The sequence below is a fragment of the Commensalibacter sp. B14384M2 genome (genome assembly GCF_016101865.1).
GTDB classification, from domain to species: Bacteria; Pseudomonadota; Alphaproteobacteria; order Acetobacterales; family Acetobacteraceae; genus Commensalibacter; species Commensalibacter melissae.
Map to the genome: position 1 here is coordinate 632,906 of NZ_JACFPS010000001.1, position 25,171 is coordinate 658,076.

Consider the following 25,171-nt stretch of genomic DNA (forward strand, 5'->3'; position numbering starts at 1 on the left):
TTTATTCATCATTTGATTTCAAATTCTCCTGCAAAATTTCCAATTCAAGCCATCTTTCCTCAAGTTTTTCTTGTTCTTTTTGTTTATCCAGTAATTGCCGTGTGAATTTTTCAAATAAATCAGGGTCTTCCTGATATAATCCTGGATCATTGAGATGTTGGTTCAGCTGCATTATAGAGATTTGAAGTTTCTGAAGCTTTTCTGGTAAATGATCCAGTTCATACTGGTCTTTGTATGAAAGTTTTTTTGGTTTGGGTTTAATGGGTGTTTTTGAATATGTTGATTTTTGCGATTTATTTTGTGTTTTCCTGATAAGATTTTCCTGTTTATATTCACGAAGTGCCATCATGTCAGAATATCCACCGGCATATTCTGTCCAGATACCATCACCTTCAGCTACAAGAACTGAAGTGGCAATTCGATCAAGAAAATCTCGATCATGACTGACCAGAATAAGGGTTCCTTTATAAGTGGACAACACTTCCTGTAACAAATCAAGCGTTTCCAAATCAAAATCATTCGTAGGTTCATCCAGAATCATCAGGTTTGAAGGTTGGCTCAAAGCACAAGCAAGCAATAATCGAGCTTTTTCTCCACCAGATAAAACCTTCACGGGTGTTTTTGCTTGCTCTGGTTGAAAAAGATACTGTTTCATATATCCGATAACGTGTTTTTTTTCCCCTCCGACATCTACATAATCACCACGTCCACGTGTAAGCGTTTCTGCCAATGTTTTTTCAGGATCAAGAATCTGTCTGTGTTGATCTAGATAATTGATCTCAAGTTTGCTTCCAAGTTTGATTTCTCCCTGATCAGGCAGTTCCTGCTCTGTCAATAATTTCAGCAACGTACTTTTGCCGGCACCATTTGGACCAATAATGCCAAGCCGATCTCCACGTACAATACGTAAATTTAAATTATTTATGATTGTTCTTGAATTATAGGATTTGGTTACGTTTTTTGCATCTATGACAATTTTACCGGAATTTTCTGCATCACTTGATTGTAGGGTGTCCAAGGAAGGATTCTGTATATGGTTTTTTCTTTTTAGACGAAGTTCTGAAAGTTCCGCCATTCGTCTAACATTACGTTTGCGTCGGGCGGTAACGCCGTAACGCACCCAATCCTCCTCTCTTGCAATTTGACGGTTTAACTTATGATACTCCAGTGCTTCCTGTTCGAAAAAATTCTCCCTCCATAATTCAAATTCGGAAAATCTCATGGAAAGTTGCCTTGCCTGTCCTCTATCCAGCCAGATAATGCCTTTTGCCATATTATCCAGAAATCGACGGTCATGGCTGATCACTAAAACTGCAGAAGATAAAGATTTTAATTCAGATTCCAGCCATTCTATTGTTGGAAGATCCAGATGATTTGTGGGTTCATCTAACAGTAATAGATCTGGTCTTGGAGCTAAAACCTTGGCCAGTGCACAGCGTCTTGTTTCACCCCCTGATAGATGTGCAGGATTTTCATTACCAGTTAATCCCAGTGCCTCAAGCAGAATTCGCCCACGAAAATGATCATCCGGACTGGGTAATTCTGAACAAACATAATCAATGGTTTTTGTGAAATAAGAAAGATCAGGTTCTTGGGATAGGCATTGAATGGTAGTGCCAGGCTGTATAAAAAGATTTCCTGAATCTCTATTTTGCAATCCCATTATAATTTTGAATAAGGTGGATTTCCCTGATCCATTTCTACCGACCAGACATAATTTTTCATTATTTGCAATATTGAAATTCAGGTCGGTAAAAAGGGGGTGACCTCCAAAACTGTAAGAAAGATTTTGTATAAGCAAAAGTGGGGATGACATATAATGAGATAATGTGGTTTACAGAATGTTTGCTATATAAGTAAATTTGTATATTAAAACATATTTATTAAATATGAAGATGTAAATATTTTTATTAAATAGACAAAATTTTGATAATAAATTGATTTTGTTTTTAAAAATTTGGGAATAAATAAAATTACTGAAATTTTGAATAATCTGATAATTTTTTTTTTACTTTTTAAATTGTAAATTACCCAGATTGAATTGCCAATGCATCTTTTTATCGTGATAAAGAGTGGATTATATGCCTGATAAAAAAACAAAAATTAAAAACTGGACAAGATTACAAACGAAAATTGGCAAAAAGGCAATTTTCCCTCTTGTAATTTTAGGATTGCTTTCAAGTTTGATTGCTGTCGGTATGGCATGGGTGATTGCTGAAATTATCGGAAAAATCTTGGTACCATCCATACCAATACAATTTCCAATTTCAATACTGATATTATTTTATCTGTTACTATCGCTTCTCAAAGGATGCGTATTTTTTTTGGAAGGTGACTTTACGATCAAAATCGGTCTTAAAGCACGGCATCGCCTACGTAATTTGATTATCAATCATATTATGCAAATCGGTCCTTCAATATTAAGGCGACAATCAAGTGGCGCTTTGACAGCATTGGCGGTTGATCAGGTTGAATCTTTGGATGGTTATTTTTCACGATGGTTGCCGGCATCGGTTCTATGGATTGCCTCACCACTACTTATTCTTTTTTTCGTGTATTTGGTTCAACCATGGTCAGCGTTGATTATGGGTTTATGTGGTTTGATGGTTCCTATTGCACAGGCAATTTTTGGAATTGGAGCAGCCATGGCTGCAAGAAAGCAATTTTTGGCAATGACCCGTTTGCAGGCTCAATTTCTTGATAGAGTAAGAGGGATTGCAACGATTGTATTGGCTGGTCGATCAGATGACATGGCCAATAGACTTGCATTATCAGCAGATGAATTGCGTAAGAGAACGATGAAAATATTACGGGTAGCTTTCTTGTCGTCTGCCTCTATTGATTGTGCGATGATTATCGCGATTATTCTGGTAGTGTTGATGGATGGAAGTCAATTTGTCCAAATTCATTCAATACAATCTATTCCTGTCACGCATATTCTCTTTACTTTATTGATTATTCCGGAGTTTTTTGGTCCTCTACGCAGTTTGGCTCTGGCCTATCAGGACAGGGCACGACTTGGCGGAACGGCTGCATCTATTGTTGAATTGCCTGTCAAAAATGAATTTTCAACCAATGTAAAGGATATTCCTTTCAATGATAAAGTGGAAATAAGCTTTAAAAATGTTTCCTATCATTGGGACGCTCAAAGAGGTCGTATATTACATTCCTTGAATTTCGACATCAAGGCAGGGGAAAGAGCTTTATTGATAGGTCAGTCTGGTGCAGGAAAATCAACCATTATCGAAATGATTCTCGGATTTATAAAGCCGAATGAGGGGCAGGTTTTGGTAAATGGATTGGATATTACCGAATATTCGGCTGCTTCATTGTCAAAATTAATGGCATGGATCGGACAAAAACCTGTTATTTTTTGCGGTACTATTCGTGAGAATATTATGTTTGCCAGACCCTCCGCAACCGAGCAAGAATTTCAACAAGCCATTGAAGCGGCGGCAATAGATCGATATTTATTAGATTTACCGCATGGGCTTGATACGGTGATTGGTGAAAACGGTTATGGGTTATCGGGTGGTCAGGCCCAAAGAATTGCTATTGCACGAGCATATCTGAAAAACGCTCCATTATTATTGCTTGACGAACCTACAGCTCATCTTGATCCCGAAACGGAGAGGGATATTTTTAATCAATTGTTGAAACTGACTGAAAATAGAACAGTCATTATGGCCACCCATTCGGAACAGGGGCAAAAATTGCCTGGTATACACATCAATTTAAATCATGGATTTATAATTTCCTGTCAGAAGGAAGGATAATATGCAAAATATTCAAGATATTACCAGATCTGAAAAATCCTCCGTGACGGCAGCGTTTAAAACAATATTTTCGATATGGTATAAACGGTTGCCCGCTTTACTTTTTGGAATTTTTATCTCCTTGATTGCCGTATTATTGGGATTGGCTTTAATGAGCTTTGCCGGGGGCAAGGTTGCCTTGACAGCTATGGGTGCAATCATAACCAGCTCACTGTTTTTAAAAATGGTCGGGGTTTCCCGCATGATTATGCGATATGTGGAAAGATTGTTTACCCATAATGCCATGTTTCATGCTTTAGCAGACTTAAGGATATGGTTTTTCCGTACACTTGCTATGGGGAGTGCGGCAGGATTGGGTTTCCGTCATAGTGGGGATATATTATCCCGATTGGTTTCTGATATTGAAACATTGGACGGATTATATTTGCGTCTTATTTTACCGTTTTTCGGTTCCATATTGACATCTTTTGTGCTTTTTACAGTTATAGCCCACTATAATTTGGCATTGGCTGTATCTATCGTGATTTGTTATGGAATTTCTGCATTTTTATGCCCATTTGGTGCGGGCTTCATAACCCGGAAAAGAGGGAAAAAACTTGTTCAGGGTACGGCACAGCTGAGAATAACAGTTCTGGATTTTATTCATGGTTTAAGGGAAATAAGAGCCTTTGGAGCAGAACATCGAGTTTCCATATTAATCAAAAAAAATGAAAATGAACTTTTTGATCAACAATATATTCAGGCAAGGGAAGTAGCGTTAATAGAAGTCATCGCATATTTTTTTGGTCAAGTTGCTGTTTTATTTGTATTGATGAGCGGATTGAACATTGGTTTTCATGGATTGAACGCTTTTCACACGGTTTTCTGTCTTTTTCTGACTATTACAGCATTTGAATTGGTCGTTCCTTTGAGCAAGGCAGGAGGTTTGGCAGGTCAAATCGTCAATGCCGCCATAAGAGTTGTGAATATTAATGACAATAAAAAAGTTGAAGACAATTCTAAATCTAGTAAAGTTCCACCTGAAACCGGGGATATCAAGTTTCGGAATGTATCGTTTCGTTGGGGAGATTCACAACCATGGCTTTATCAGAATTTGAACCTGACGATTGCACAAGGAAAAAAAATTGCCATTATAGGATCATCCGGTGTGGGAAAATCCACTCTGGCGGCCTTGTTATTAAAGGTCATTCAGCCAACAAAGGGCTCAATAACATTGGCTGATCAAAATCTTGACTGGTTTGATAATGAATCAGTCCGCAAACGAATAGCATGGCTTTCTCAAAACACCCATTTATTTGATGATACAATTCGTCAGAATCTTTTGCTTGTAAACCCTGATGCGACAGAGGAAGATTTGTGGCAAGCCCTTTCTGATGCTGCAGTGGCAAATGTTGTTCGTGAGATGCCGGATGGACTGGATACCTGGCTTGGAGAGGGTGGTGTAAAGGTTTCCGGAGGACAGGGAAGAAGGATTGCATTGGCACGTACATTGTTACTAAAAGCCCCGATTTTACTTTTGGATGAACCAACATCAGGATTAGACGGTGATACTGAAAAAGCGTTTTTTCAAACCCTAAATCAGATAACAGGCAACCGAACGGTGATTTTGATAATGCACCGTTTAACGGGTGTTGAAAACATAGATGAGGTATGGCGGTTATCTAATGGACAACTAGTTGCGGAATAAAAGAAAATTATATATTTTATTACTTGTTGATATTATATATTGATTTGAAAATGTTGCCTTGAAAGAAAGTAATTAAATGCGTCGATTTGTTCCTGTTTTACTAGCATCCATTTTGTTGGGGGCATGTTCCCAATCCGGTTCTTTAACGCAAAAGAATGACAGAACCTATGTTGTATTTTTTCCATTTGCTTCCACGGATCTGGATGATTCGGCTAACAAAACCATTTCTCAAGCTGCTACTTATGCGAAAAAATTTCCTGAAAAACAGGTTTATGTCAAAGGTTATGCAGCAATTTATGGCGATTTATCCAAAGATGAAATGATGGCAATTCAGCGTGCCAAAATTGTTGCACAAAAGGTTGTGGATGATGGAGTTCTGTCAAATCGTGTTCATGATATTCCCCGTCCGCCAGAAAATCGTAAAAGTCAAGTGGCGGCAAGACGTGTGGAAATTATAGTTCAATAAATTCTATCTGGATAATCTTTTTTAACTTGTTTGATAAAGTTAGATTTCATGATGAGAGAGACCCCCAAAAAATACTAGAAACAGTTTTTGGGTATCAATGTTTTCGTGGTTTGCAAAAACAGGCGATTGATCTTGTAATGCAAAATCAGGATGTTTTGTTATTGATGCCCACCGGGGGAGGTAAAAGTATCTGTTATCAAATCCCGGCTTTGTGTCGTCCTGGAATGGGCTTGGTTATTTCACCATTAATTGCGTTGATGGATGATCAGGTAGCAGCTTTAAGGCAATTAGGTGTAAGTGCAGGTGCATTACACTCAGAATTGGAAAATGAGGAAGCATACAATATCCGTCATGATATTGCTTCAAAAAAACTCAAACTCTTATATGTTTCCCCAGAACGCTTACTCCAAAACGATACATTGAAATTTTTGGAAAAAATTCAAATTTCCATGATTGCAATTGATGAAGCCCATTGTATATCCGTATGGGGGCATGATTTTCGTCCGGAATATCGCCTTTTATGTGATTTACCTCGGATATTTCCCTCTGTTCCAAGAATTGCCCTTACAGCAACAGCTGATCCAGTCACGCAAAAAGATATCATTCAGGCTTTGGATATGCCTGAAGCCAAAATTCTGCGATCCAGTTTTCATCGGCCTAATTTATTTATACGTGTAATACAAAAAAATACCGAATCCAAACAGCTAAGGGAATTATTAAAAAAATATCGGGATGCGGCTTGTATCGTGTATTGTGGAAGTCGTAATAAATCTGAACGAACAGCTCATAATCTTGTTCGTTATGGTTTTAACGCTGTGGCTTATCATGCCGGTTTATCCGCACTTGAAAAAAGAGGTATCCTATTAAGGTTTCGATCAGGAGAGCCTTTAATTATCGTTGCGACGGTTGCTTTTGGAATGGGAATCGATCGTCCGGATGTCAGATTGGTTGTACATTTGGATATGCCCAGGGGACCAGAAGATTATTATCAACAAATAGGTCGAGCTGGACGGGATGGTGATCTTGCCGAAACCGTTTTATTCTATAATGGTGCTGATGTTGCTAAGGCGCGATATTTTCTTGAACATTCTGCGATTACAGATGAACAGAAGAAAATCGCGTGTTCAAGACTTGATATGATGGTGGCATTATCTGAAACGGCTGAATGCCGAACAAAACTTTTGTTGCATTGTTTTGGAGAAAACCTGGATAAGTCTTGTAATCACTGTGATAATTGTAAAAATCCTGTAAGACTGTTAAATGGAACTATAGCGGCTCAGAAAGTGATTTCTGCAGTATACCGCACCGGACAACGTTTTGGAGCAATGCATATTATTAATGTATTGCGAGGCAAATATAATATTCAAGTTGAAAATTTCCAGCATGATCGACTTTCTTTATTTGGTATTGGGAAAGATAAGTCACACAATTTTTGGCGTTCCGTTATTCACCAATTGATGGCCCGAGATGTTTTGCGTCAGGGAGAGGAATTTTCAAATTTGTTTCTAAACCAAGAAAAAGCCCGTCCGTTGTTAAGGGGGAAAAAGAGTTTATTTCTGCGTGAAGATATTGAAAAATCTGAAATATATAAATATCAAAATACAGACGATACATTGCTAATAACACAAAACCGGCATAAATTATTTGATGAATTAAAAAAATGGCGATCAGATGAGGCGCGTAAACAACAGGTTCCTCCATATATCATTTTTCATGATTCGGTGTTAAGGGAAGTAGCTCTTTGTAATCCCCAAACCTTGAAAGATTTTAAGGATATAAAAGGTGTAGGGAATATGAAATTGGAACATTATGGATTGAAATTATTAGAAATAATCAAGGAGTTTCAAAATAATAGATAATGATTATTTATATTGGATGATTTTACGCATAAGACTAAATGATAATGAAGTCATTTATTTTACACTAATTATTCATTATTTTTTTTGATAATCAAGAATAAAGAAATTTAAAAAATGTTTTCATAAAGATCAATATTTTTGCATATGTTTCTTTATTAAAGATTCACTTGAATTTTTATCTAAAATCTATCATATACGATATGATCGAAATTGTTCGACAATTCACACGTAAAGGTTCGACCGCTGGTGCTTGAAAAAGGTAATCGGTACTTTACGGAGGTTTAACCAGTTATAAGGATAATATTTATGGCAATGCCAGATTTTACTTTGCGTCAGTTATTGGAAGCGGGTGTTCATTTCGGACATCATACACGTCGCTGGAACCCTAAAATGGCACCTTTCTTATTTGGTGTCCGTAACCAGGTTCATATTATTGATCTTCAACAAACGGTTCCTATGCTGGATCGTGCATTACATGCCGTTCGTGATACAGTTGCCAATGGTGGAAGAGTATTGTTTGTTGGCACTAAACGTACAGCTTCTGAGATTGTTGCGGAAACAGCCAAACGTTGTGGGCAGTACTATGTCAATCACCGTTGGCTAGGGGGTATGCTGACAAACTGGAAGACCATTACCAATTCTATCAAGCGTTTACGCCAGATCGAAGAAACGCTTGATGGCGATACAATTGGGTTGACCAAGAAAGAGATTCTTCAGTTGACCCGTGAACGTGATAAATTGGAACGTTCACTTGGCGGTATCAAGGAAATGGGTGGTTTGCCGGACATACTCTTTATCATTGATACGAATAAGGAAAAATTGGCTGTACAGGAAGCTAACAAATTGGGTATTCCTGTTGTAGCTGTCCTGGATAGCAATTCAGATCCTGATGGGATTACCTATCCAATTCCAGGAAATGATGATGCATTACGTTCAATCAATTTATATTGTGATTTGGTTGCCGGTGCTGTGTTGGATGGTATTTCCAAGGAATTAGGTGCCGCAGGTGAAGATATTGGTGCAGCAGAGGAATTGCCTCCTGAAATTATTATGGAATCTGTTTCTGTACAAGAGACACCAGACGTTCCAGCTTAATTGCCAATAAGTTTTCTGATTGTTGACGATTCAATATGAAATTCGTCAAAAAATCAATTTATATTAAATGATACAAGCATAACGTCTCGATATTGATCGAGACGTTCGTGTGTTAAGAAAAGGGAAAAATGATGGCAGAGATTACAGCTGCATTAGTAAAAGAATTACGTGAAAAAACCGGTGCCGGCATGATGGATTGCAAAAAGGCGCTTAATCAGACAGCTGGCAATATCGAGGAAGCTATTGATTGGTTACGTAAAAAGGGATTGGCTACTGCTGCAAAAAAATCCAACCGTGTGGCTGCTGAGGGATTGGTAGGAATTGCGACAGCGGGTAACAAGGCCGCCATGGTCGAAATTAATGCTGAAACCGATTTTGTCGCCAGAAATGAACAGTTTCAACAATTTGTTGAGGATGTCGCCAAAGTTGCATTGACAGTGGGTGAAGATGTCGAGGCGTTGAAAAATGCCACAATGGAAAATGGAAAAACTGTTGCAGAAAATCTAACCAACTTGATTGCCACAATTGGTGAAAACATGACCATTCGACGTGTGCGTGTTTTTGAAGTTTCTTCTGGTGTTGTAGCAAGCTATGTTCATTCCGCCTTGCGTCCAGGTTTAGGAAAAATTGGTGTACTGGTTGCTTTGGAGGCACCTGAAGCATCTGATGAAATTGAGGATCTCGGTCGTAAAATTGGTATGCAGGTAGCCGCTGTACGTCCAATTGCATTAAGTGTTGAAGAAATTGATCCTGCCGCTGTTGAACGTGAAAAAAGCATTTTTATTGAACAGGCGCGTGCATCAGGTAAACCGGACAATATCATTGAAAAAATGGTTGAGGGTCGCTTACGTAAATTCTATGAAGAAGTTGTTCTTTTGGAACAAACGTGGATTCATGATGGTGAAAGCAAAGTCAAGGCTGTTGTTGACAAAAATGGAGCAAAACTTGTTGCCTTTGAACGTTTCCATCTGGGTGAAGGCATTGAAAAAGAAGAAAGCGATTTTGCTGCTGAAGTTGCCCAAGCTGCCAAGGGTTGATTACAATTAACAGGGTGGGGGAGATAGAATGCAGGAATGGTCTTCCCCGGTTATTGTTTTGAATACACGCCCTTATGGAGAAACTGATGGAATAGTGTCTGTTCTTTCGCTAGAGCAGGGATTATTCAGGGGGCTTGTCAAGGGTATGATTTCCCGTCGTCAAATTTCCATTTGGCAGACGGGAAATTTTGTCAATGTCGATTGGTCAGCGAAACTATCAGATCAGTTGGGATATTTCAAAGGCGAATTGATACGTTCGAATTTTGCAATTCTATCGCTTTGTCCATTAGCATTTTCAGCCATGCTGTCCTTATGTGCTGTAGCCGAGAGTGGATTACTCGAGCGTCAACCGGTGGAATATATTGCAAAATCATCTTTACAATATCTTGATTTTGTCGCGGAAAACCCTACAGATTCAAATAAAGAAATTGTTCCTCGGCTATTACGATGGGAATTAAATTTTCTTGCGGCACTGGGGTATGCGTTGGATATATCAATCTGTTATGAATCTGACAAGTGTCAATCTTTTTTTGTGTCTCCACGTACGGGAAAAGTGGTTACGGAAGTTATGGCAGGAAAGTGGAAGCGAAAATTATTCCCTTTTCCATCTTTTTTTCTGAATGAGGAAGAAAATGGCAATCAGAAAGATTGGATGAATGGTTTGAAATTATCCCGTTATTTTCTAGAGAAAAATGTGTTTTCCTTAATAAATAAAGACTTGCCCAGGGCAAGAAAAAATTTTGAAGAAAGAGTGGCGGCAAATATTGACAATTTTTGATATTCAATTTCATTTTCCAGGATTTATGAAATAAAAAATGTAAAGAATTTGCATGTAATATCAAATTATTTGTAATCTCTGCAAAATTAAAACCATATACAGTCTTAGAAAAATAAAATATAACTGTCATATAATGACATATTAAAGGAGATTGATATGGTTTTCCGAATTTGGAGCCATTCCTATAAAGAAGGTGATGAAATGCCCAATGCCCAACGTTATCATGGCATGGGACAGAATGGAGGTAATCTTTCCCCCTCTTTATTTTGGGAGGATGCTCCAGATAATACAAAAAGCTTTGTTATAACCATGTACGATCCTGATGCTCCAACCGGGTCTGGATGGTGGCATTGGGTTGTTGTCAATATATCACCCAACATAACACATCTGGTTGAAGGGGCTTCCTCCAATAAATTGCTGCCTGAAGGTGCAATCGAGATTCGAAATGATTTTGGTCAAAAGGAATACGGGGGTGGAGCACCACCACCTGGAAAACCGCATCGTTATATAATTACGATTCATGCATTGAATATAGCAAGAATAGATGTGACACCTTCCTCAACCCCAGCTTTCGTCGGTTTTAACGTGCATCATCATTCATTGGCTTCTGCACAATTGATCTGTCATTTAAAAGGTTGAATGAATTATCACAATCAATGTTTTACAGATTGTGATAATTTGATCAATATATCGCTAATTTAAAAGCTACCCTTCAAAACCGTTGGGATTTTTACTTTGCCAGTTCCAAGAATCCTGTACCATATCATGCAGATTCAATCTCGTTTCCCAATTCAATAATTTTTTGGCACGATCAGCATTAGCCCAATATGCGGGTAGATCTCCATCACGGCGTGGGGCAAAATGATATGGCAATTTTTTTCTGAACACATTTTCAAAAGTGGCTATAACCTCCAGTACACTATTTCCCTGACCGGAACCCAAATTGAAAATATTAACTCCTGATTGGGTGTCATTATAGTTGAGTGCGGCCAAGTGTCCATCAGCCAAATCCATAACATGAATAAAATCCCTGATGCACGTTCCATCTCTGGTTTCATAATCATTGCCGAATACTGCAAGGGAGGCCAATTTTCCAATAGCTACCTGAGTGATATAAGGCATGAGATTATTGGGAATACCCTGGGGATCCTCGCCAATCAATCCTGATGGATGCGCTCCTACGGGATTGAAATATCTTAATATTGTAATTGACCAGTCCTGGTCCGCGATTGATAGATCCTGAAGAATTTTCTCAATGAAGAGCTTGCTGCGACCGTATGGTTGGGTTGGCTCTCCGGTTTCCATGGTTTCGATATATGGAATAATCGGCTGGGTTCCGTAAACAGTTGCGGATGAACTGAAAATAAATTTTTTGACGTTGGCCTTTTTCATGGCATCAAGCAAATTGATAGTACCATAAACATTGACATCATAATATTCCAATGGTTTGCGTACCGATTCACCAACGGCTTTCAGTCCTGCAAAATGAATAACTCCCTTTATATTGTTTTCTTTGAATATGGTGTCTAAAAGATCTTTGTTTCTAATATCCCCTTGATAAAATCTTGGTCGTTTTCCAGTAATCTTTTTAATGCGATCAAGAACGATTTCCTTGCCGTTATAAAGATTGTCAATGATAACTGGATCAATACCTTGTTTTATTAGTTGAATACAAGTATGGCTTCCAATATAACCGCAACCACCTGTAACTAATATTGTCATGAATATGGCCCTATATTTAAAAATTAAATTATATTACTATTCAAATTAAATCGGTCAGCATATTACTGTACTGGGATTTGTAAATAAAGAAATTAATTAGTCCCATGAAATGTTACAATTCAAAAAAGAATAAAATTTTTTAATGATATTTTAATATATTCTAGGCTAAAAAATGCTAACTAATTTTTTGATATGATCGATTATTAAATTTTTTACATATTTATCAATAATATATATGTATTATTCACATATTATTTTTGTTTAGGATTATTTACGTTTTCAAAACGTCATGAATTTGTTAAATTTATACTGAATTTGTCCGATTTACCTATATAAATTTAAGTTGAATTTTAATTCTGAATAAAATCAGTATCTTAAAAATAATTATTATGTTAATAATTTCATTAATTACATCATAATTATAATTGTGGTAAAATTATAATTATATATTGAAAATTGGTTTCATATTGCTTAAGTGAAATATTAAACAATTGGAAAGATTGATTTAGATTATTTAATTTTTTATTTTATAGGGATAAAACTGTTATGGCTGGTAATAATATTATTTCAAGTGATACGGATTTTAGGCATCTTGTTATTAAGAATGATTATCCAATATTATCCGGTGGCCGTTGGACCGCAAAACTAGATGATGCCGGGAATACTGTCTATGTAAGCAGTGGTATCAGTGTCAAGGGGCCAGTAAACATGATTCATGGCATATTGGATATTGAAAGTGGTGCTGTCGTAAGTGGGTTAAATGAAATAGCGAATATGAGTGGATTCAATGGTGATCATGCTAATCCATTAATTAATGTTAAGTCAGGTGGTGTGATTAAAGATTCCAATCTTATAAATGGTGATATTCATATTTATAATGGCGGTATCTCATCCGATAACTCTATGGTATCAGAAAAAGTGACGATAGATAATGGCGGAATTTCAAATAATGATACATTCTACAATCCAGGTGATACAGCAGAAAGTGGCGGTACATTAATTAATAGCAATTTGAAGGGGGGATCAAGCTCTTTCAGAACTGCGGCAAACAGGTCAAACATTTACTACGCGTCAGGTGCCGTTATGACCGATCATCATATGCCTGATATTACCTCCATTAATTCAGGCGCTCAAAATGTTAAATTACATATAGCAAGTGGGGCTGTATATAATGAACCTGAAGACTATGTCCCGCCTGATTTTACAAATTATCCGATAGAAAATGACTATCCTCTGTTAACAGGTGGCAACTGGATCGCGGATGTGGATGAAGAAGGTAAAACCTATTTTCAACGGGAAGGACAGCCCAACTCCGAAAAGATTTATGGTCCTGTAGATATGATTCATGGCATATTGACTATTCATAGTGGGGCAGTCGTGGATGGTCTCAATCAAATAGCTAATATGAGTGGCTTTAGTGGTGATGCTAATCCAACTATAAATATTCAGTCGGGTGGTAAACTGACAAACTCCACGGTTTTTAATGGTTATCTTAATATATCCAGTGGGGGAATTTCACAACACAATAAATATATATCAGAAGTATCCAAAATTGAAAATGGTGGAATATCTGATGATGACACTTTTTATAATCCTACCACAAGTAAGGATGTTAAAGATGAAAATTATAGAAACGGAGGTATATTAAGAAATCCCAATTTGAAGGGGGGATCAAGCTCTTTTCGTACAACAGATGGTGCAGGTCAATATACTATAGCAAATGGCGCAGGGTTTGTTAATCCTCATATTGATAATTCAGCAAATGCAAATGGAACAGATATAACATTACCCGTTAAAGGTGATGAAACATATCCATGCTTTTTAGCCGGAACTTTAATCAAAACTGATAGGGGTGATATCGCGGTTGAAAATCTTGTGGTGAATGACAGGGTTTATATTCACACAGAAAACGGGTTGCAATTACAGCCCATAACCTCCATAGTCAGTGATACACATTTTGTTAACACGCATTTGCCCGATGATGAGGGTGGATATCCTGTCTGTATTCTGAAAGATGCCATTTCCGAGAATATTCCGTATCAAGATACTTATGTAACACCTGAACATTGCCTGTTTATTGATGGTAAATTTATACCCGTGCGTATGTTGGTCAATAATCATTCCATTTATTACGATCATTCACAAAAAATGTACAGATACTATCATATTGAAACAGGAGAACATTCTGTCATCACGGCGAATGGGATGCTTACTGAAAGTTATTTGAATACCAGGGACACCATCAAGGATGTTGAAAATAATGTTATCCGGTTGCCTAAAAATTGGGTAAATGATGCCGCGGCTCCATTAAACGTTGATCGTGATAGTGTGGAAAAAGTATATAATTCCCTCTTGGATCAGGCTTTGGCCAAACATATTGATAGAAAAGGCAGAAAACCCCTAATTACAAATGATCATGATATTTGCCTTATAGCCGATAATGGCAATGTTATCGAAAAACGAATTGATAATGGAAAAGTAACCTTCGTTATTCCAAAAAATACCAAGAATGTCCGGATTGTTTCCCGTGCAAGCCGACCAAGTGATGTTATTGGTCCATTTGTTGATGATAGACGCTATCTCGGTCTATTGATCAAGAGCATCAAGCTTTTCAATAAAAATAAGAGTTTTGATATTGATGTTCATCTCAGTGAAGAAAATCTTGATGGATGGCATAAACTGGACAGTGATTCAGTCAGATGGACAAATGGCAATGCCTTTTTACCTTTGGAGGATTATTGCAAAGACGATAAATGTGTTCTCGTTCTGGAAATCGTTTCTGCAGGTCCCTATGTTCTTGAGGAAAATGAAGAACACAGAAAAGCGGTACAACAGTAAAATCGGATTTACATGACGTCTGCATCATCAAAGGATAAAAAATCCTATGTAAATGTGACACCTGTACCTACTCAGTCGGCACCCAAAGAAATCCGATACGATTTCAATTTGGGTGCCAGAGTGATGCTTCCCAAAAGAGAAAAGGGATTATGGAAAGTTACATTGCAAGATCTTGATACCGGCAATATCCTGTTCCAAGGTCAAGTCGCTGGGGGAACGGTCAGTTCCTCCAAACGTTTTTATGTCAATTTTAAAATTACTGTGGAGGAAATAGAAAATAATGTAACCAGACAATTGTTCAATCATCAACTTGATCTAAAAGATAAAAAGGTTGTCATTCAATGTCCGGTTGGAACAATCGGTGATACTTTTGCCTGGTTACCCTATGCTATTGAATTCAAGAAAAAACATTCGTGTAAGCTGCACTGTATAATTGATGAAAAATTTATTGATCTTTTAAAAAGATCATATCCAGAAATCAATTTTACAACAATGAAAAAGGCCGAGGAAAATAACATATTTTCTGATAGTTATGCCTGTTATTATTTTGGTCTGTTTTTCAAGGACGAACAAAATTTATATCAGCCATGTGATTTCAGGTTGGTGGGGTTGCATAAAACAGCAGCTTACATTTTAGGGTTATCGACAGAAAAAGATGAGAAACTAACCCTTAGGTTACCTGATGAATCCAGGCCTATCAAAGAAAAATATGTATGTATTGCCGTTCAAGCAAGCTCTCAATGTAAATATTGGAACAATCCCAAAGGTTGGGAACTTGTTGTTGATTATTTGAAAAGTCAAAATTACAGGGTGATCTGCATTGATCAGAATACCATTTCGGGACATGGTATAATATTTAATTCCATACCTTACAATGCGGAAAATGAAACAGGAAACCGGCCTTTATCAGAACGCGCAAGGTGGTTGAAACATGCCGAATTTTTTGTTGGATTGAGTTCAGGATTGTCCTGGATGGCGTGGACAATGAATATTCCTGTTGTCATGATTTCCGGATTTACCCATCCCATGAACGAATTCTATACGCCTTATCGGATTATAAATTGGCATGTCTGTAATTCCTGCTGGAATGATATGAAATATGAATTCGAACATGATAATTATACGTGGTGTCCGCGACATCGTGATACGCCCAGACATTATGAATGTACGAAATCAATAACTTCAACTTTTGTTATTCAAGTCATTCAAAAACTGATTTCAAATATAAATAAAGAATGATTTTACCAGAAAATAAATTTATTATCATGGAAATATAAAAAATCCCTGATAATAAATTTTAAAAACAATTAAATTGTTCCTAATTATATATAATAAATTAATTAAAATATTTATCTAATATCAATAATAAAAAATTACATAAATATCTTGTTAAATAATTTTTTAACATTACATAAATTTTATTAAGTAATTCACATTTTATTTTGTAAAATGATAATAATTGTTTTCTTATTGAAATAAGATATTGGGTTGTATTTGTCCAAGATTTCTGACAATCAGGCAATTCTTTTTGAATATACAGGTCTGGTTAAACATCCATATGAATGCATTGTTATAAACTTTTATGAATAAATTTGATATTTTAATATAAACAGTTGCTATTAATTTTTATTTGCATATAAAATTGATTTCTATTCTCATTTTATGCTCTAACTCATTGATTCGATCACATATTTGATTAAGGAAAGTAATTTATAATGTTTAAGAAATATCTTTTGATAGGTTGTACAATCCTATTGTCAACACCAGCCTTTGCCGTAGAATATCCCATTGGCAAACCACAGATATGTGGAAATATGGAAATTGCTGCAGTCTATCTGCAGCCAATTGAAATGGAGCCTGACGGTATCATGTTGTCAGCGGCAAAATCTGATGTTCATCTTGAAGCGGATATTCATGCAACAGCCAATAATAAAAATGGTTTTCAAGAAGGCAGCTGGATGCCTTATCTACAAGTATCTTATGAGTTAACCAAAATTGGTGATGAGAAAAAATTACAAGGTATACTTCATCCAATGGTTGCAAATGATGGACCTCATTATGGCGAGAATATCAAACTTCTGGGAGCGGGAAAATATCATTTAAAACTCACGCTTCTTCCACCGGCCAGAGAATCCATGTTTGGTCGTCATGTTGACAAGGAAACGGGTGTTGCACCCTGGTTTGGGGAATGTGTCACACAATATGACTTTACATATGCCGGAACTGGTAAAAAGGGTGGATATTAATATTTAAACCAGCGATTAAATATAAATTATTAAGACGTTCAACATATTTATAAATAAATATTACATCTTAATAATTTGAGATTGTTTATTGATAATCCAATCATTAAAAGCATATTTTCGGATATTTAGAATGAAAAAATTTTATGCTGTTTTGTCATTGTTTTCCATTTGGCCAGTACACGTTTTCGGTGCACCACTTCAAAATTATGATATCACCATCACGGATGGTGTTTTTAAACCCTCATCAATAGAAGTGCCGACAAACCAGCGTTTTAAAATTACCATTAAAAATACAGGTAAAGTACCGGCTGAATTTGAAAATCTTTCTTTAAGGGTTGAAAAGGTCTTGGGGCCTGATGTGACCTCTTTCGTGGTTATACATCCGCTTAAAACCGGGAAATATCATTTTATCGATGATTTTCACGTCAATATGCCAGGCTTTGACATTATTTCCAAATAGGAGTTTTTATTATGGGTGCGCCTTTGTTTATTGTATGGCGTGAGAGCGTTGAGGCATTACTGGTTATAGGCATTTTATATGCATGGCTGAGAAGGGAAAATCTGGTATCCCTGACAAGACAGCTATGGATTGGGACGGGACTTGGTCTGGCGCTTGCAGGATTATTGGCTGTTGCATTTTGGATCGCCAGCACTTGGTTTGCCGGTGCAGGTGGAGAATGGTTTTTTACCATTATGATGTTTGTCGCGGCATGTTTGATATTGCAAATGGTAATCTGGATGCATCATCATGGTAGAGGTATGAAAAAGCATCTTGAACAGGAGGCAGCCGAAAGTGTACAGAAATCCGGAAGTGGAATAGGGATTCTTCTTTTATCCATGCTGGCAGTCGCAAGAGAAGGATCAGAAACAGTTGTATTTTTGGCAGGTATTGGTGCGGAACAAAAGGGATCTTCATTGGGATTATTTATACTGGGCGGTTTTTTGGGATTAATCTTGGCATTGCTAACATTTTGGTGTTTACAGAAATCATTTAAATTCATTTCATGGAAATGGTTTTTCATTGTCAGTGAATTTCTTTTGCTTCTAATTGGTGGTGGACTTTTTATAAGCGCCATTGATAAAGCCTCTGTCCAGATTGCCGCTTATGATATTCCGGAATGGATTTATAATTTTATGGATAATCCTGTATGGAGTACAGCAGGGTTTATTCCTGACAACAGTACCTTAACAGGTTTGACAGGTTATCATGCGGAACCTTCATTAATGCAAATTTCAGCTCTTGTTATTTACTGGTTCATTGCCATTTTATTGTGCAACGTAACTTTTAAAAAAACTTATTAATACAATAAATAACATTGGAACAAATAATGAGGGTTTTGCTGAAAAAGGCAATTAATCAAACGGGAATTGCTATGCAACGTCATCAAACCATTATTCAGGGAATTAAATGGTTTGTTGTTGCAATTTATTTTTTGCTTCTGATTATTCCCGCCTTAATGCATTTACCCCCAAAACATTCGCATATTTTTAACAATATTGTTTTATTTGCCCAATTTGTTTTTTGGGGGATCTGGTGGCCCTTTGTAATATTGTCAATGTTATTTATAGGACGAATTTGGTGTGGTGTATTTTGTCCAGAGGGAACTTTGACGGAATGGACATCCAAAAATTTCGGACGAAACAAGAAAATCCCCCGTTTACTCAAATGGAGAGGTTGGCCAGCGATTGCTTTTATATTAACCACTTTGTATGGACAACTTATAAGTGTTTATGATTATGCGATACCTGCATTATTGATACTGGGAGGTTCAACAGCAGCAGCAATAGTTATAGGCTATCTATATGGAAATGGTAACCGTGTCTGGTGTCGTTATCTGTGCCCGGTTAATGGTGTGTTTAATCTTCTTTCTCGGCTTTCTCCTTTTACTTTTAAGACAGATCAGCAAAAATGGTCAGAATTTCAAGAAAAAGAGCATTCAAATCCGCATTGCCCACCAATGATTAATATTCGACAGCTTCATGGCGTTTCAGCTTGCCATATGTGTGGACGTTGTGCAGGCTATAGAAATGCTGTCAGTTTGCAGACGAGGTCCGTGAATGAAGAAATTCTTGTTTACGGTAATGAACAGCAAAATATTTGGCAGATCAGACTATTGTTATTCGGTATGATTGGCGTTGCTATTGGAGCATTTACGTGGACGGTTTCGCCTTGGTTCGTTTATTTTAAACAATATTTGGCAGAATGGTTGGTTAATCATGAAATATTTTTGCCATTGAATGCAACGGCTCCCTGGTGGATTTTAACGAATTACCCTGCCAACAATGATAGTTTCAATTTGCTGGATGGCTTTTGTGTCAGTTTCTACATTCTTGGATCCGGAATCCTTTATGGCGTGTGGTTAACATTGATCTACAAATTTTTGGCCAGACTTTATCATAAACCTGATTTTTATCTATATTTTTCACAAGCACTCATACCTTTGGCAGCGGCAGGTCTTTTTCTCGGTCTCAACGCAACAAGTGTCAAATTACTTCAATATGAGGGGATTGTCTTTTGGTGGCTAAAGGATATGCGTGCGATTATTCTAGGGGGTGCCAGTATTTGGAGTTTATACTTGGGCTATAAAATTCTTCGGAAATATAATAAATATTTTTATCAAATGTTTTTATCGTTTACCCTTTATACTGTATCTGTAATACCCGTTGTTGGGGCATGGGTTTTAATGTTTTGGATATGGTAAATAATTGAAAACATTAATAAATGAAAACCCTATCTTTTTTATTCTGTAAATAGGGTCGGTCTTTATTGAACCCCTATATTATATAAAATAATAAGGGTTTGTGTTTTATAAATCAAAATTGATATTAATCTATTGTCATTAAAGAGGCATTTCCCCCTGCAGCAGTCGTGTTATTGCTTATGGAGATCTCTTCCATGAGAAGATCCGTATTTTCGAAATTTTCATCTACATCTAGTGCAGAAATAATTCCATTGTCTGAAAATGCCATGTTCTGACGAGCCTCTTCAAATTCGGGAACATCTTTTTCACCCAGAATGATCGTGCAAGGTTGCTCATTCATTGATTTTACCTTTCTGATGTGTAATGACAATTCATGGGGCAATTGTGAATACCATTCTGTGATCTGATCAGGTGCAAAAATCAGGACTGAATTTCCACATTTCAGGGACAAGGAAATTTGTCTCAATAAGATATCTCGTGTTTTAGCGATACATAATACTGTTCCTCGTGGTGAGAGAGAGTAAATATTTTTTTCACCAACAGGTCCATTTAATTCAATATTTGAATTTACTATTGTATGGGATAACAGATTTTTTGCTGTAGAAACAAATTGCTTTTGATTGCTTGTCAACCAGTCCAGCCACTGCTGTGCAATGGGGGATAGAGATTGTTTGGGGAATTCATCGAATACGGGGCTTTGTTGCAACATCCTTCTTAGAATGAAAGGTGCACCTGCCTTTGGACCTGTTCCGGAAAGACCTTTTCCTCCAAAAGGTTGTACGCCAACAATCGCCCCGATGATATTACGGTTAATGTAGATATTACCGGCATTAATTTTTTTTGTTACATCCTCAATGGTTTCATCAATACGGGAATGAATACCAAACGTTAAGCCAAATCCTGTTTGGTTTACCGATTTAATTATATCGTCAATCTGATCTCGTCTAAATCGAACAACATGAAGGACAGGACCAAAAACTTCATCAGGAATATCGGATATCTGATTGATTTCGATTATGGTCGGCATCATAAATGTACCATTTTCTGTTTTTTCAGGTAAAGGTAGGGACCAGATCTTAAATCTTTTCTTTTTCATATATTCGACATGATTATTTAGACGATTTAATGCATCCTGACTGATTACAGGACCTATGTCGGTTTTGAGAGAAAGAGGATTATCTATAATAAGCTCCTTGGTTGCACCCCGTAACATGGTAATAACCCGATCTGCGCAATCTTCCTGAACGTACAATACCCTTAGGGCAGAGCATCGTTGACCGGCACTGTCAAATGCAGAACTGATGATATCAACAACAACTTGTTCAGCGAGGGCAGAGGAATCAACGATAAGTGCATTTTGGCCGCCTGTTTCAGCCACAAAAGGAATAATGTTGCCTGATGGAGATCTTCTGCTGGCAAGATTTTTAGAAATTTCACGGGCAACTGCTGTTGATCCTGTAAACATTACTCCATGAACTTCCTTATTTGAAATAAGAGATGCCCCAATATCTCCCTTACCGGGTAATAATTGAAGAATTTCTTCCGGTATACCCGCTTCATGCATGATTTGGACTGCCCTAGTGGCAATTAAAGGCGTTTCCTCGGCTGGTTTGGCAATAACAGGATTTCCGGCAGCAAGAGCTGCAGAAATTTGCCCGATAAAAATGGCCAGTGGGAAATTCCATGGGCTGATGCAAACAACGGGTCCACTCAATGGTGCGTGAGTATTATTATTGAAAGTTCTGGCAACTGTTGAACCATAGTATCTGAGAAAGTCAATCGCTTCTCTTACTTCAGCCAGGGCATTGGGAAAAGATTTTCCCGCTTCACGAATAATCAATCCCAATAAAGGATACAATTGCTCTTCCAAAAGATCTGCAGCTTTCAGCAAAGGAACGGCCCTTTTATCAGGATCCAATCCAGCCCAGTCCTTGGCACCCTTTACTGCCGATTTGAACGCACGATCAATTTCCGCTTGTGATGCCTCGATAACTGTCCCTACCTTATCGTTATGATCAGCAGGATTTAAAACATCCAATGGTTTGTTTTTGAACTTAGTTTTCTTTCCTGCAAGAATTGGAAATGCTTCCCAAGATGCTGGAGAATCTTTAAGGGCCTTAGAAAGATCATGTAGAATAAATTCATTGTTGAAATCAATGCCTCTTGAATTCAGTCTTTCCTGACCATAAATGGAGCGTGGTAAACGGATGGATGGATGAGGACTGCCAACAGGATTTATTTTCAGAGCTTCATCCACAGGGTTTGCAATCAGTTGATCAATTGAAATGTCACTGTTGCCAATCTGGTTTACAAATGAAGAATTAGCTCCATTCTCCAATAATCTGCGAACAAGATAAGCAAGCAAAGTTTCATGTGTTCCTACAGGGGCGTATATACGACATGGTCGTGAAAGATCACCCGCTTGTACGATTTTGCTATATAACTGTTCACCCATACCATGGAGACACTGAAATTCATATTGTTCAATATCATAATCTTTTCCTGCAAGTGCATAAATTGTTGCAAGTGTTCGAACATTATGTGTGGCAAACTGTGGAAAAATTGCGTCTCTATTGGACAATAATTTTTTCGCGCATGCAATATAACTAATATCTGTATGAATTTTGCGGGTATAGACAGGAAAATCGGATTGACCTTCAACCTGCGCTTTTTTAATTTCACTGTCCCAATAGGCACCCTTTACCAAACGTACCATCAATCTGCGGTTTGTTCGACGAGCCAGATCAATCAAATAATCCAGGACATAGGGAGCCCTGCGGCCATAAGCTTGGACAACAAAACCAATACCATTCCAGTTTTTCAGATCTGGGTGATTACATAAGGCTTCCATCAAATCAAGAGAGATTTCAAGGCGCTCACTCTCTTCTGCATCAATATTAATGCCAATATTATATTGGCGTGCAAGAAGAACCAAATTCGTTAAAGTCGGAAGGAGTTCTTTCATGACTCGGTCATATTGGGAACGAGAATAACGGGGGTGTAAAGCGGATAATTTAATGGATAATCCAGCACGTTCATAAACCGAGTTACCATGTGTTGAACGGCCGATTGCATGCAACGCATTTTCATAATCAACCCTGTAACGTTCCGCATCTTCTTCTGTTATCGCAGCCTCACCAAGCATATCGTACGAATAACGAAATCCGATATCCTCCATTTTTCTGCTTTGGTTTAAAGCCTCTTCCATTGTTTGGCCAAGAACAAATTGTTCACCCATCATGCGCATAGCCCGATCAAGGGCGATACGGATTATGCTTTCACCCTGCCGCTGTACCAATTTTGTAAGGGTTGCTGCAAGATTTTTTTCTTTTACAGGCGTAACGAGTTTTCCTGTCAAAGCAAGTCCCCATGCGGCGGCGTTGGTGAAAATAGGTTTCTTGAAACCTGCATGTGATATCCAGTCACCAGTGCTGATCTTATCCCTGATTAATGCATCACGTGTTTCAGTATCAGGAATGCGTAAAAGAGCTTCGGCAAGGCACATAAGTGCAACGCCTTCGGCGGAAGATAATGAAAATTCCTGAACAAGAGTCTCGACACCCTTCAGGTTGCGATGTTCTCTTAAATATTGTGTTAGTGATCTTGCATGTTCCGATATCTGTCTGTTCATTTCATCAGATAGGGTAGCTTGTGGAAGTAGGGTTTTGACACATTCCGTTTCTGGAAGTCGTATTGTCGCCGTAATTTTATCTCTTAAAGAGTTCTGAGTGCGTATATTATTGTCAAATTGAGAAAAAACAGACATAAAAATCCTCGAAACTGAAAATATAATATTTAAGATTATGTCGCTTCTTACATAATTTATCCATTGAATAAAACAAGAATTATATAAATATGATAATTTTATTATAAATTTTATGTTTATTTATTGCGCTATTGTTCTAATTTAATAATGAAAAAAACAGGATATGAACTATATTTACGTAATTATGTACTTAACTGCAACGAAATTATTATATTGTAATTTAATCGGAGATGGTTAGCTTTACCTTAGGTAAGTAATTGAAAATATTACATATTATTTGAGATACTGATTGAAAGTGGCAGCTTAATGAATCGTATATTTGGTGATACGTTATTATTGTATTTTTATAGTAAAAATTGTTTTCGATTCTGTTTGAGAATATGGTGTTCATCAAAAATGGATATTGAATAATTTGTTTAATTTATTTTCAAAAAAAATCATTCCATTAATAGGTTGTTTATTTTTTTCAAGTTGTAATCATTCACAAAAATCAATTTTGTATCACTGGCAAAAAAAACAGCAAATGATCGTTGTTATAACTGATGGATGGTATAGTAATAGGGGAAAGTTATACAAATTTGAATATTTGCATTCAAAATGGCACAAAAAAGGAAATGGTGTTTCTGTATCTCTAGGTAGTCAAGGATTGGCTTGGGGCAGGGGATTGCATCCATTTATCCAAGAAGGTCTGTACAAAAAAGAGGGTGATAAGCGCAGTCCTGTTGGAATATTCAAAATAGGTTTTGCATTTGGTTATAGGAATAATCTTTCTATAAATTATCCTTACCATGTCATGACACAATATGACTACTGTATTGATGATCCTACATCGTCTCAATATAATCAAATTATTGATAAACAAATTTTTTCTTTAAAAGAAAAATTTATTTTGTCTGAACCTATGCGTAGGGATATTCATTTTAAAGGGGACCAACTTTATAAATTAGGTTTTGTCATTGAACATAATGAGAAGAATATTCCTCATTATGGAAGCTGTATCTTTGCACATTTAAGAAAAAATGCGAATGCGGTGACTTCAGGTTGTACAGCAATGGATGAAAAGGATATGACACAAATTCTTAGATGGCTTGATCCTGATTATCATCCAATTTATGTATTATTACCTAAAGTTGTTTATCATCAGAAACAACAGGTTTGGAATTTGCCATCTATAAAAAATGATTAAGCAGCTTTGCGAA

18 protein-coding genes are annotated in these 25,171 nt (G+C 37.1%); 15 read left to right on the forward strand and 3 right to left on the reverse strand.

Going from position 1 to position 25,171, the window contains the following annotated elements; all coding sequences use genetic code 11:
* Position 1: 1 nt before the first annotated feature.
* Positions 2-1,816 (reverse strand): ABC-F family ATP-binding cassette domain-containing protein, encoded by a 1,815-nt coding sequence (locus H3R33_RS03010; protein ID WP_198185262.1) that lies wholly within the window; start codon positions 1,814-1,816, stop codon positions 2-4.
* Between the two features lie 265 nt (positions 1,817-2,081).
* On the opposite strand from H3R33_RS03010, the gene cydD reads away from it, so the two are divergent.
* The 8 genes from cydD to H3R33_RS03050 all read left to right on the forward strand — a co-directional run bounded on the left by cydD (position 2,082) and on the right by H3R33_RS03050 (position 11,337).
* The gene (gene cydD, locus H3R33_RS03015) at positions 2,082-3,776 is read left to right on the forward strand and encodes a thiol reductant ABC exporter subunit CydD (RefSeq protein ID WP_198185263.1); all 1,695 of its coding nucleotides are present in this window, start codon (positions 2,082-2,084) and stop codon (positions 3,774-3,776) included.
* 1 nt (position 3,777) lies between these two features.
* A complete protein-coding gene (cydC, locus tag H3R33_RS03020; RefSeq protein WP_198185264.1) occupies positions 3,778-5,463 on the forward strand; it encodes a thiol reductant ABC exporter subunit CydC in 1,686 nt (561 codons plus the stop codon).
* Between the two features lie 76 nt (positions 5,464-5,539).
* A complete protein-coding gene (locus H3R33_RS03025; protein WP_122123676.1) occupies positions 5,540-5,929 on the forward strand; it encodes an OmpA family protein in 390 nt (129 codons plus the stop codon).
* A 26-nt stretch (positions 5,930-5,955) separates the two neighbouring features.
* On the forward strand, positions 5,956-7,788 hold the full coding sequence (recQ, locus tag H3R33_RS03030; protein ID WP_232351043.1) for a DNA helicase RecQ: 1,833 nt from the start codon (positions 5,956-5,958) through the stop codon (positions 7,786-7,788).
* 306 nt (positions 7,789-8,094) lie between these two features.
* The gene (gene rpsB / locus H3R33_RS03035) at positions 8,095-8,883 is read left to right on the forward strand and encodes a 30S ribosomal protein S2 (protein WP_110438106.1); all 789 of its coding nucleotides are present in this window, start codon (positions 8,095-8,097) and stop codon (positions 8,881-8,883) included.
* Positions 8,884-9,014: 131 nt separating this feature from the next.
* Complete coding sequence (gene tsf, locus H3R33_RS03040) at positions 9,015-9,920, forward strand: translation elongation factor Ts (protein ID WP_198185373.1); 906 nt, start codon at positions 9,015-9,017, stop codon at positions 9,918-9,920.
* A gap of 28 nt (positions 9,921-9,948) precedes the next feature.
* Positions 9,949-10,698, forward strand: a complete 750-nt coding sequence (gene recO, locus H3R33_RS03045) for a DNA repair protein RecO (protein WP_198185266.1) — start codon at positions 9,949-9,951, stop codon at positions 10,696-10,698.
* A 156-nt stretch (positions 10,699-10,854) separates the two neighbouring features.
* Positions 10,855-11,337 carry a YbhB/YbcL family Raf kinase inhibitor-like protein gene (locus tag H3R33_RS03050; protein WP_110438103.1) on the forward strand — a complete coding sequence of 161 codons (483 nt, stop codon included), beginning with the start codon at positions 10,855-10,857 and terminating at the stop codon, positions 11,335-11,337.
* A gap of 66 nt (positions 11,338-11,403) precedes the next feature.
* Here the strand turns inward: H3R33_RS03050 and galE are convergent, their stop codons facing one another.
* Positions 11,404-12,420 carry a UDP-glucose 4-epimerase GalE gene (gene galE / locus H3R33_RS03055; RefSeq protein WP_155565546.1) on the reverse strand — a complete coding sequence of 339 codons (1,017 nt, stop codon included), beginning with the start codon at positions 12,418-12,420 and terminating at the stop codon, positions 11,404-11,406.
* Positions 12,421-12,966: 546 nt separating this feature from the next.
* Between galE and H3R33_RS03060 the strand changes: the two genes are divergently transcribed.
* The 6 genes from H3R33_RS03060 to H3R33_RS03085 all read left to right on the forward strand — a co-directional run bounded on the left by H3R33_RS03060 (position 12,967) and on the right by H3R33_RS03085 (position 20,206).
* Positions 12,967-15,258, forward strand: a complete 2,292-nt coding sequence (locus H3R33_RS03060; RefSeq protein ID WP_198185267.1) for a Hint domain-containing protein — start codon at positions 12,967-12,969, stop codon at positions 15,256-15,258.
* Positions 15,259-15,270: 12 nt separating this feature from the next.
* Positions 15,271-16,497 carry an autotransporter strand-loop-strand O-heptosyltransferase gene (locus tag H3R33_RS03065; protein WP_122123670.1) on the forward strand — a complete coding sequence of 409 codons (1,227 nt, stop codon included), beginning with the start codon at positions 15,271-15,273 and terminating at the stop codon, positions 16,495-16,497.
* A 476-nt stretch (positions 16,498-16,973) separates the two neighbouring features.
* Positions 16,974-17,504: an iron transporter gene (locus tag H3R33_RS03070; protein ID WP_122123669.1), complete on the forward strand. Its 531-nt coding sequence runs from the start codon at positions 16,974-16,976 to the stop codon at positions 17,502-17,504.
* 130 nt (positions 17,505-17,634) lie between these two features.
* The gene (locus H3R33_RS03075) at positions 17,635-17,964 is read left to right on the forward strand and encodes a cupredoxin domain-containing protein (protein ID WP_198185268.1); all 330 of its coding nucleotides are present in this window, start codon (positions 17,635-17,637) and stop codon (positions 17,962-17,964) included.
* Positions 17,965-17,975: 11 nt separating this feature from the next.
* The gene (locus tag H3R33_RS03080; RefSeq protein ID WP_110438097.1) at positions 17,976-18,806 is read left to right on the forward strand and encodes an FTR1 family protein; all 831 of its coding nucleotides are present in this window, start codon (positions 17,976-17,978) and stop codon (positions 18,804-18,806) included.
* 26 nt (positions 18,807-18,832) lie between these two features.
* Positions 18,833-20,206 carry a 4Fe-4S binding protein gene (locus tag H3R33_RS03085; protein ID WP_198185269.1) on the forward strand — a complete coding sequence of 458 codons (1,374 nt, stop codon included), beginning with the start codon at positions 18,833-18,835 and terminating at the stop codon, positions 20,204-20,206.
* Positions 20,207-20,330: 124 nt separating this feature from the next.
* Here the strand turns inward: H3R33_RS03085 and putA are convergent, their stop codons facing one another.
* Positions 20,331-23,972: a bifunctional proline dehydrogenase/L-glutamate gamma-semialdehyde dehydrogenase PutA gene (gene putA, locus H3R33_RS03090; RefSeq protein WP_198185270.1), complete on the reverse strand. Its 3,642-nt coding sequence runs from the start codon at positions 23,970-23,972 to the stop codon at positions 20,331-20,333.
* A gap of 523 nt (positions 23,973-24,495) precedes the next feature.
* Here putA and H3R33_RS03095 point away from each other — a divergent pair.
* Positions 24,496-25,158: a L,D-transpeptidase gene (locus tag H3R33_RS03095; RefSeq protein ID WP_198185271.1), complete on the forward strand. Its 663-nt coding sequence runs from the start codon at positions 24,496-24,498 to the stop codon at positions 25,156-25,158.
* The last annotated feature ends 13 nt before the right edge of the window (positions 25,159-25,171 follow it).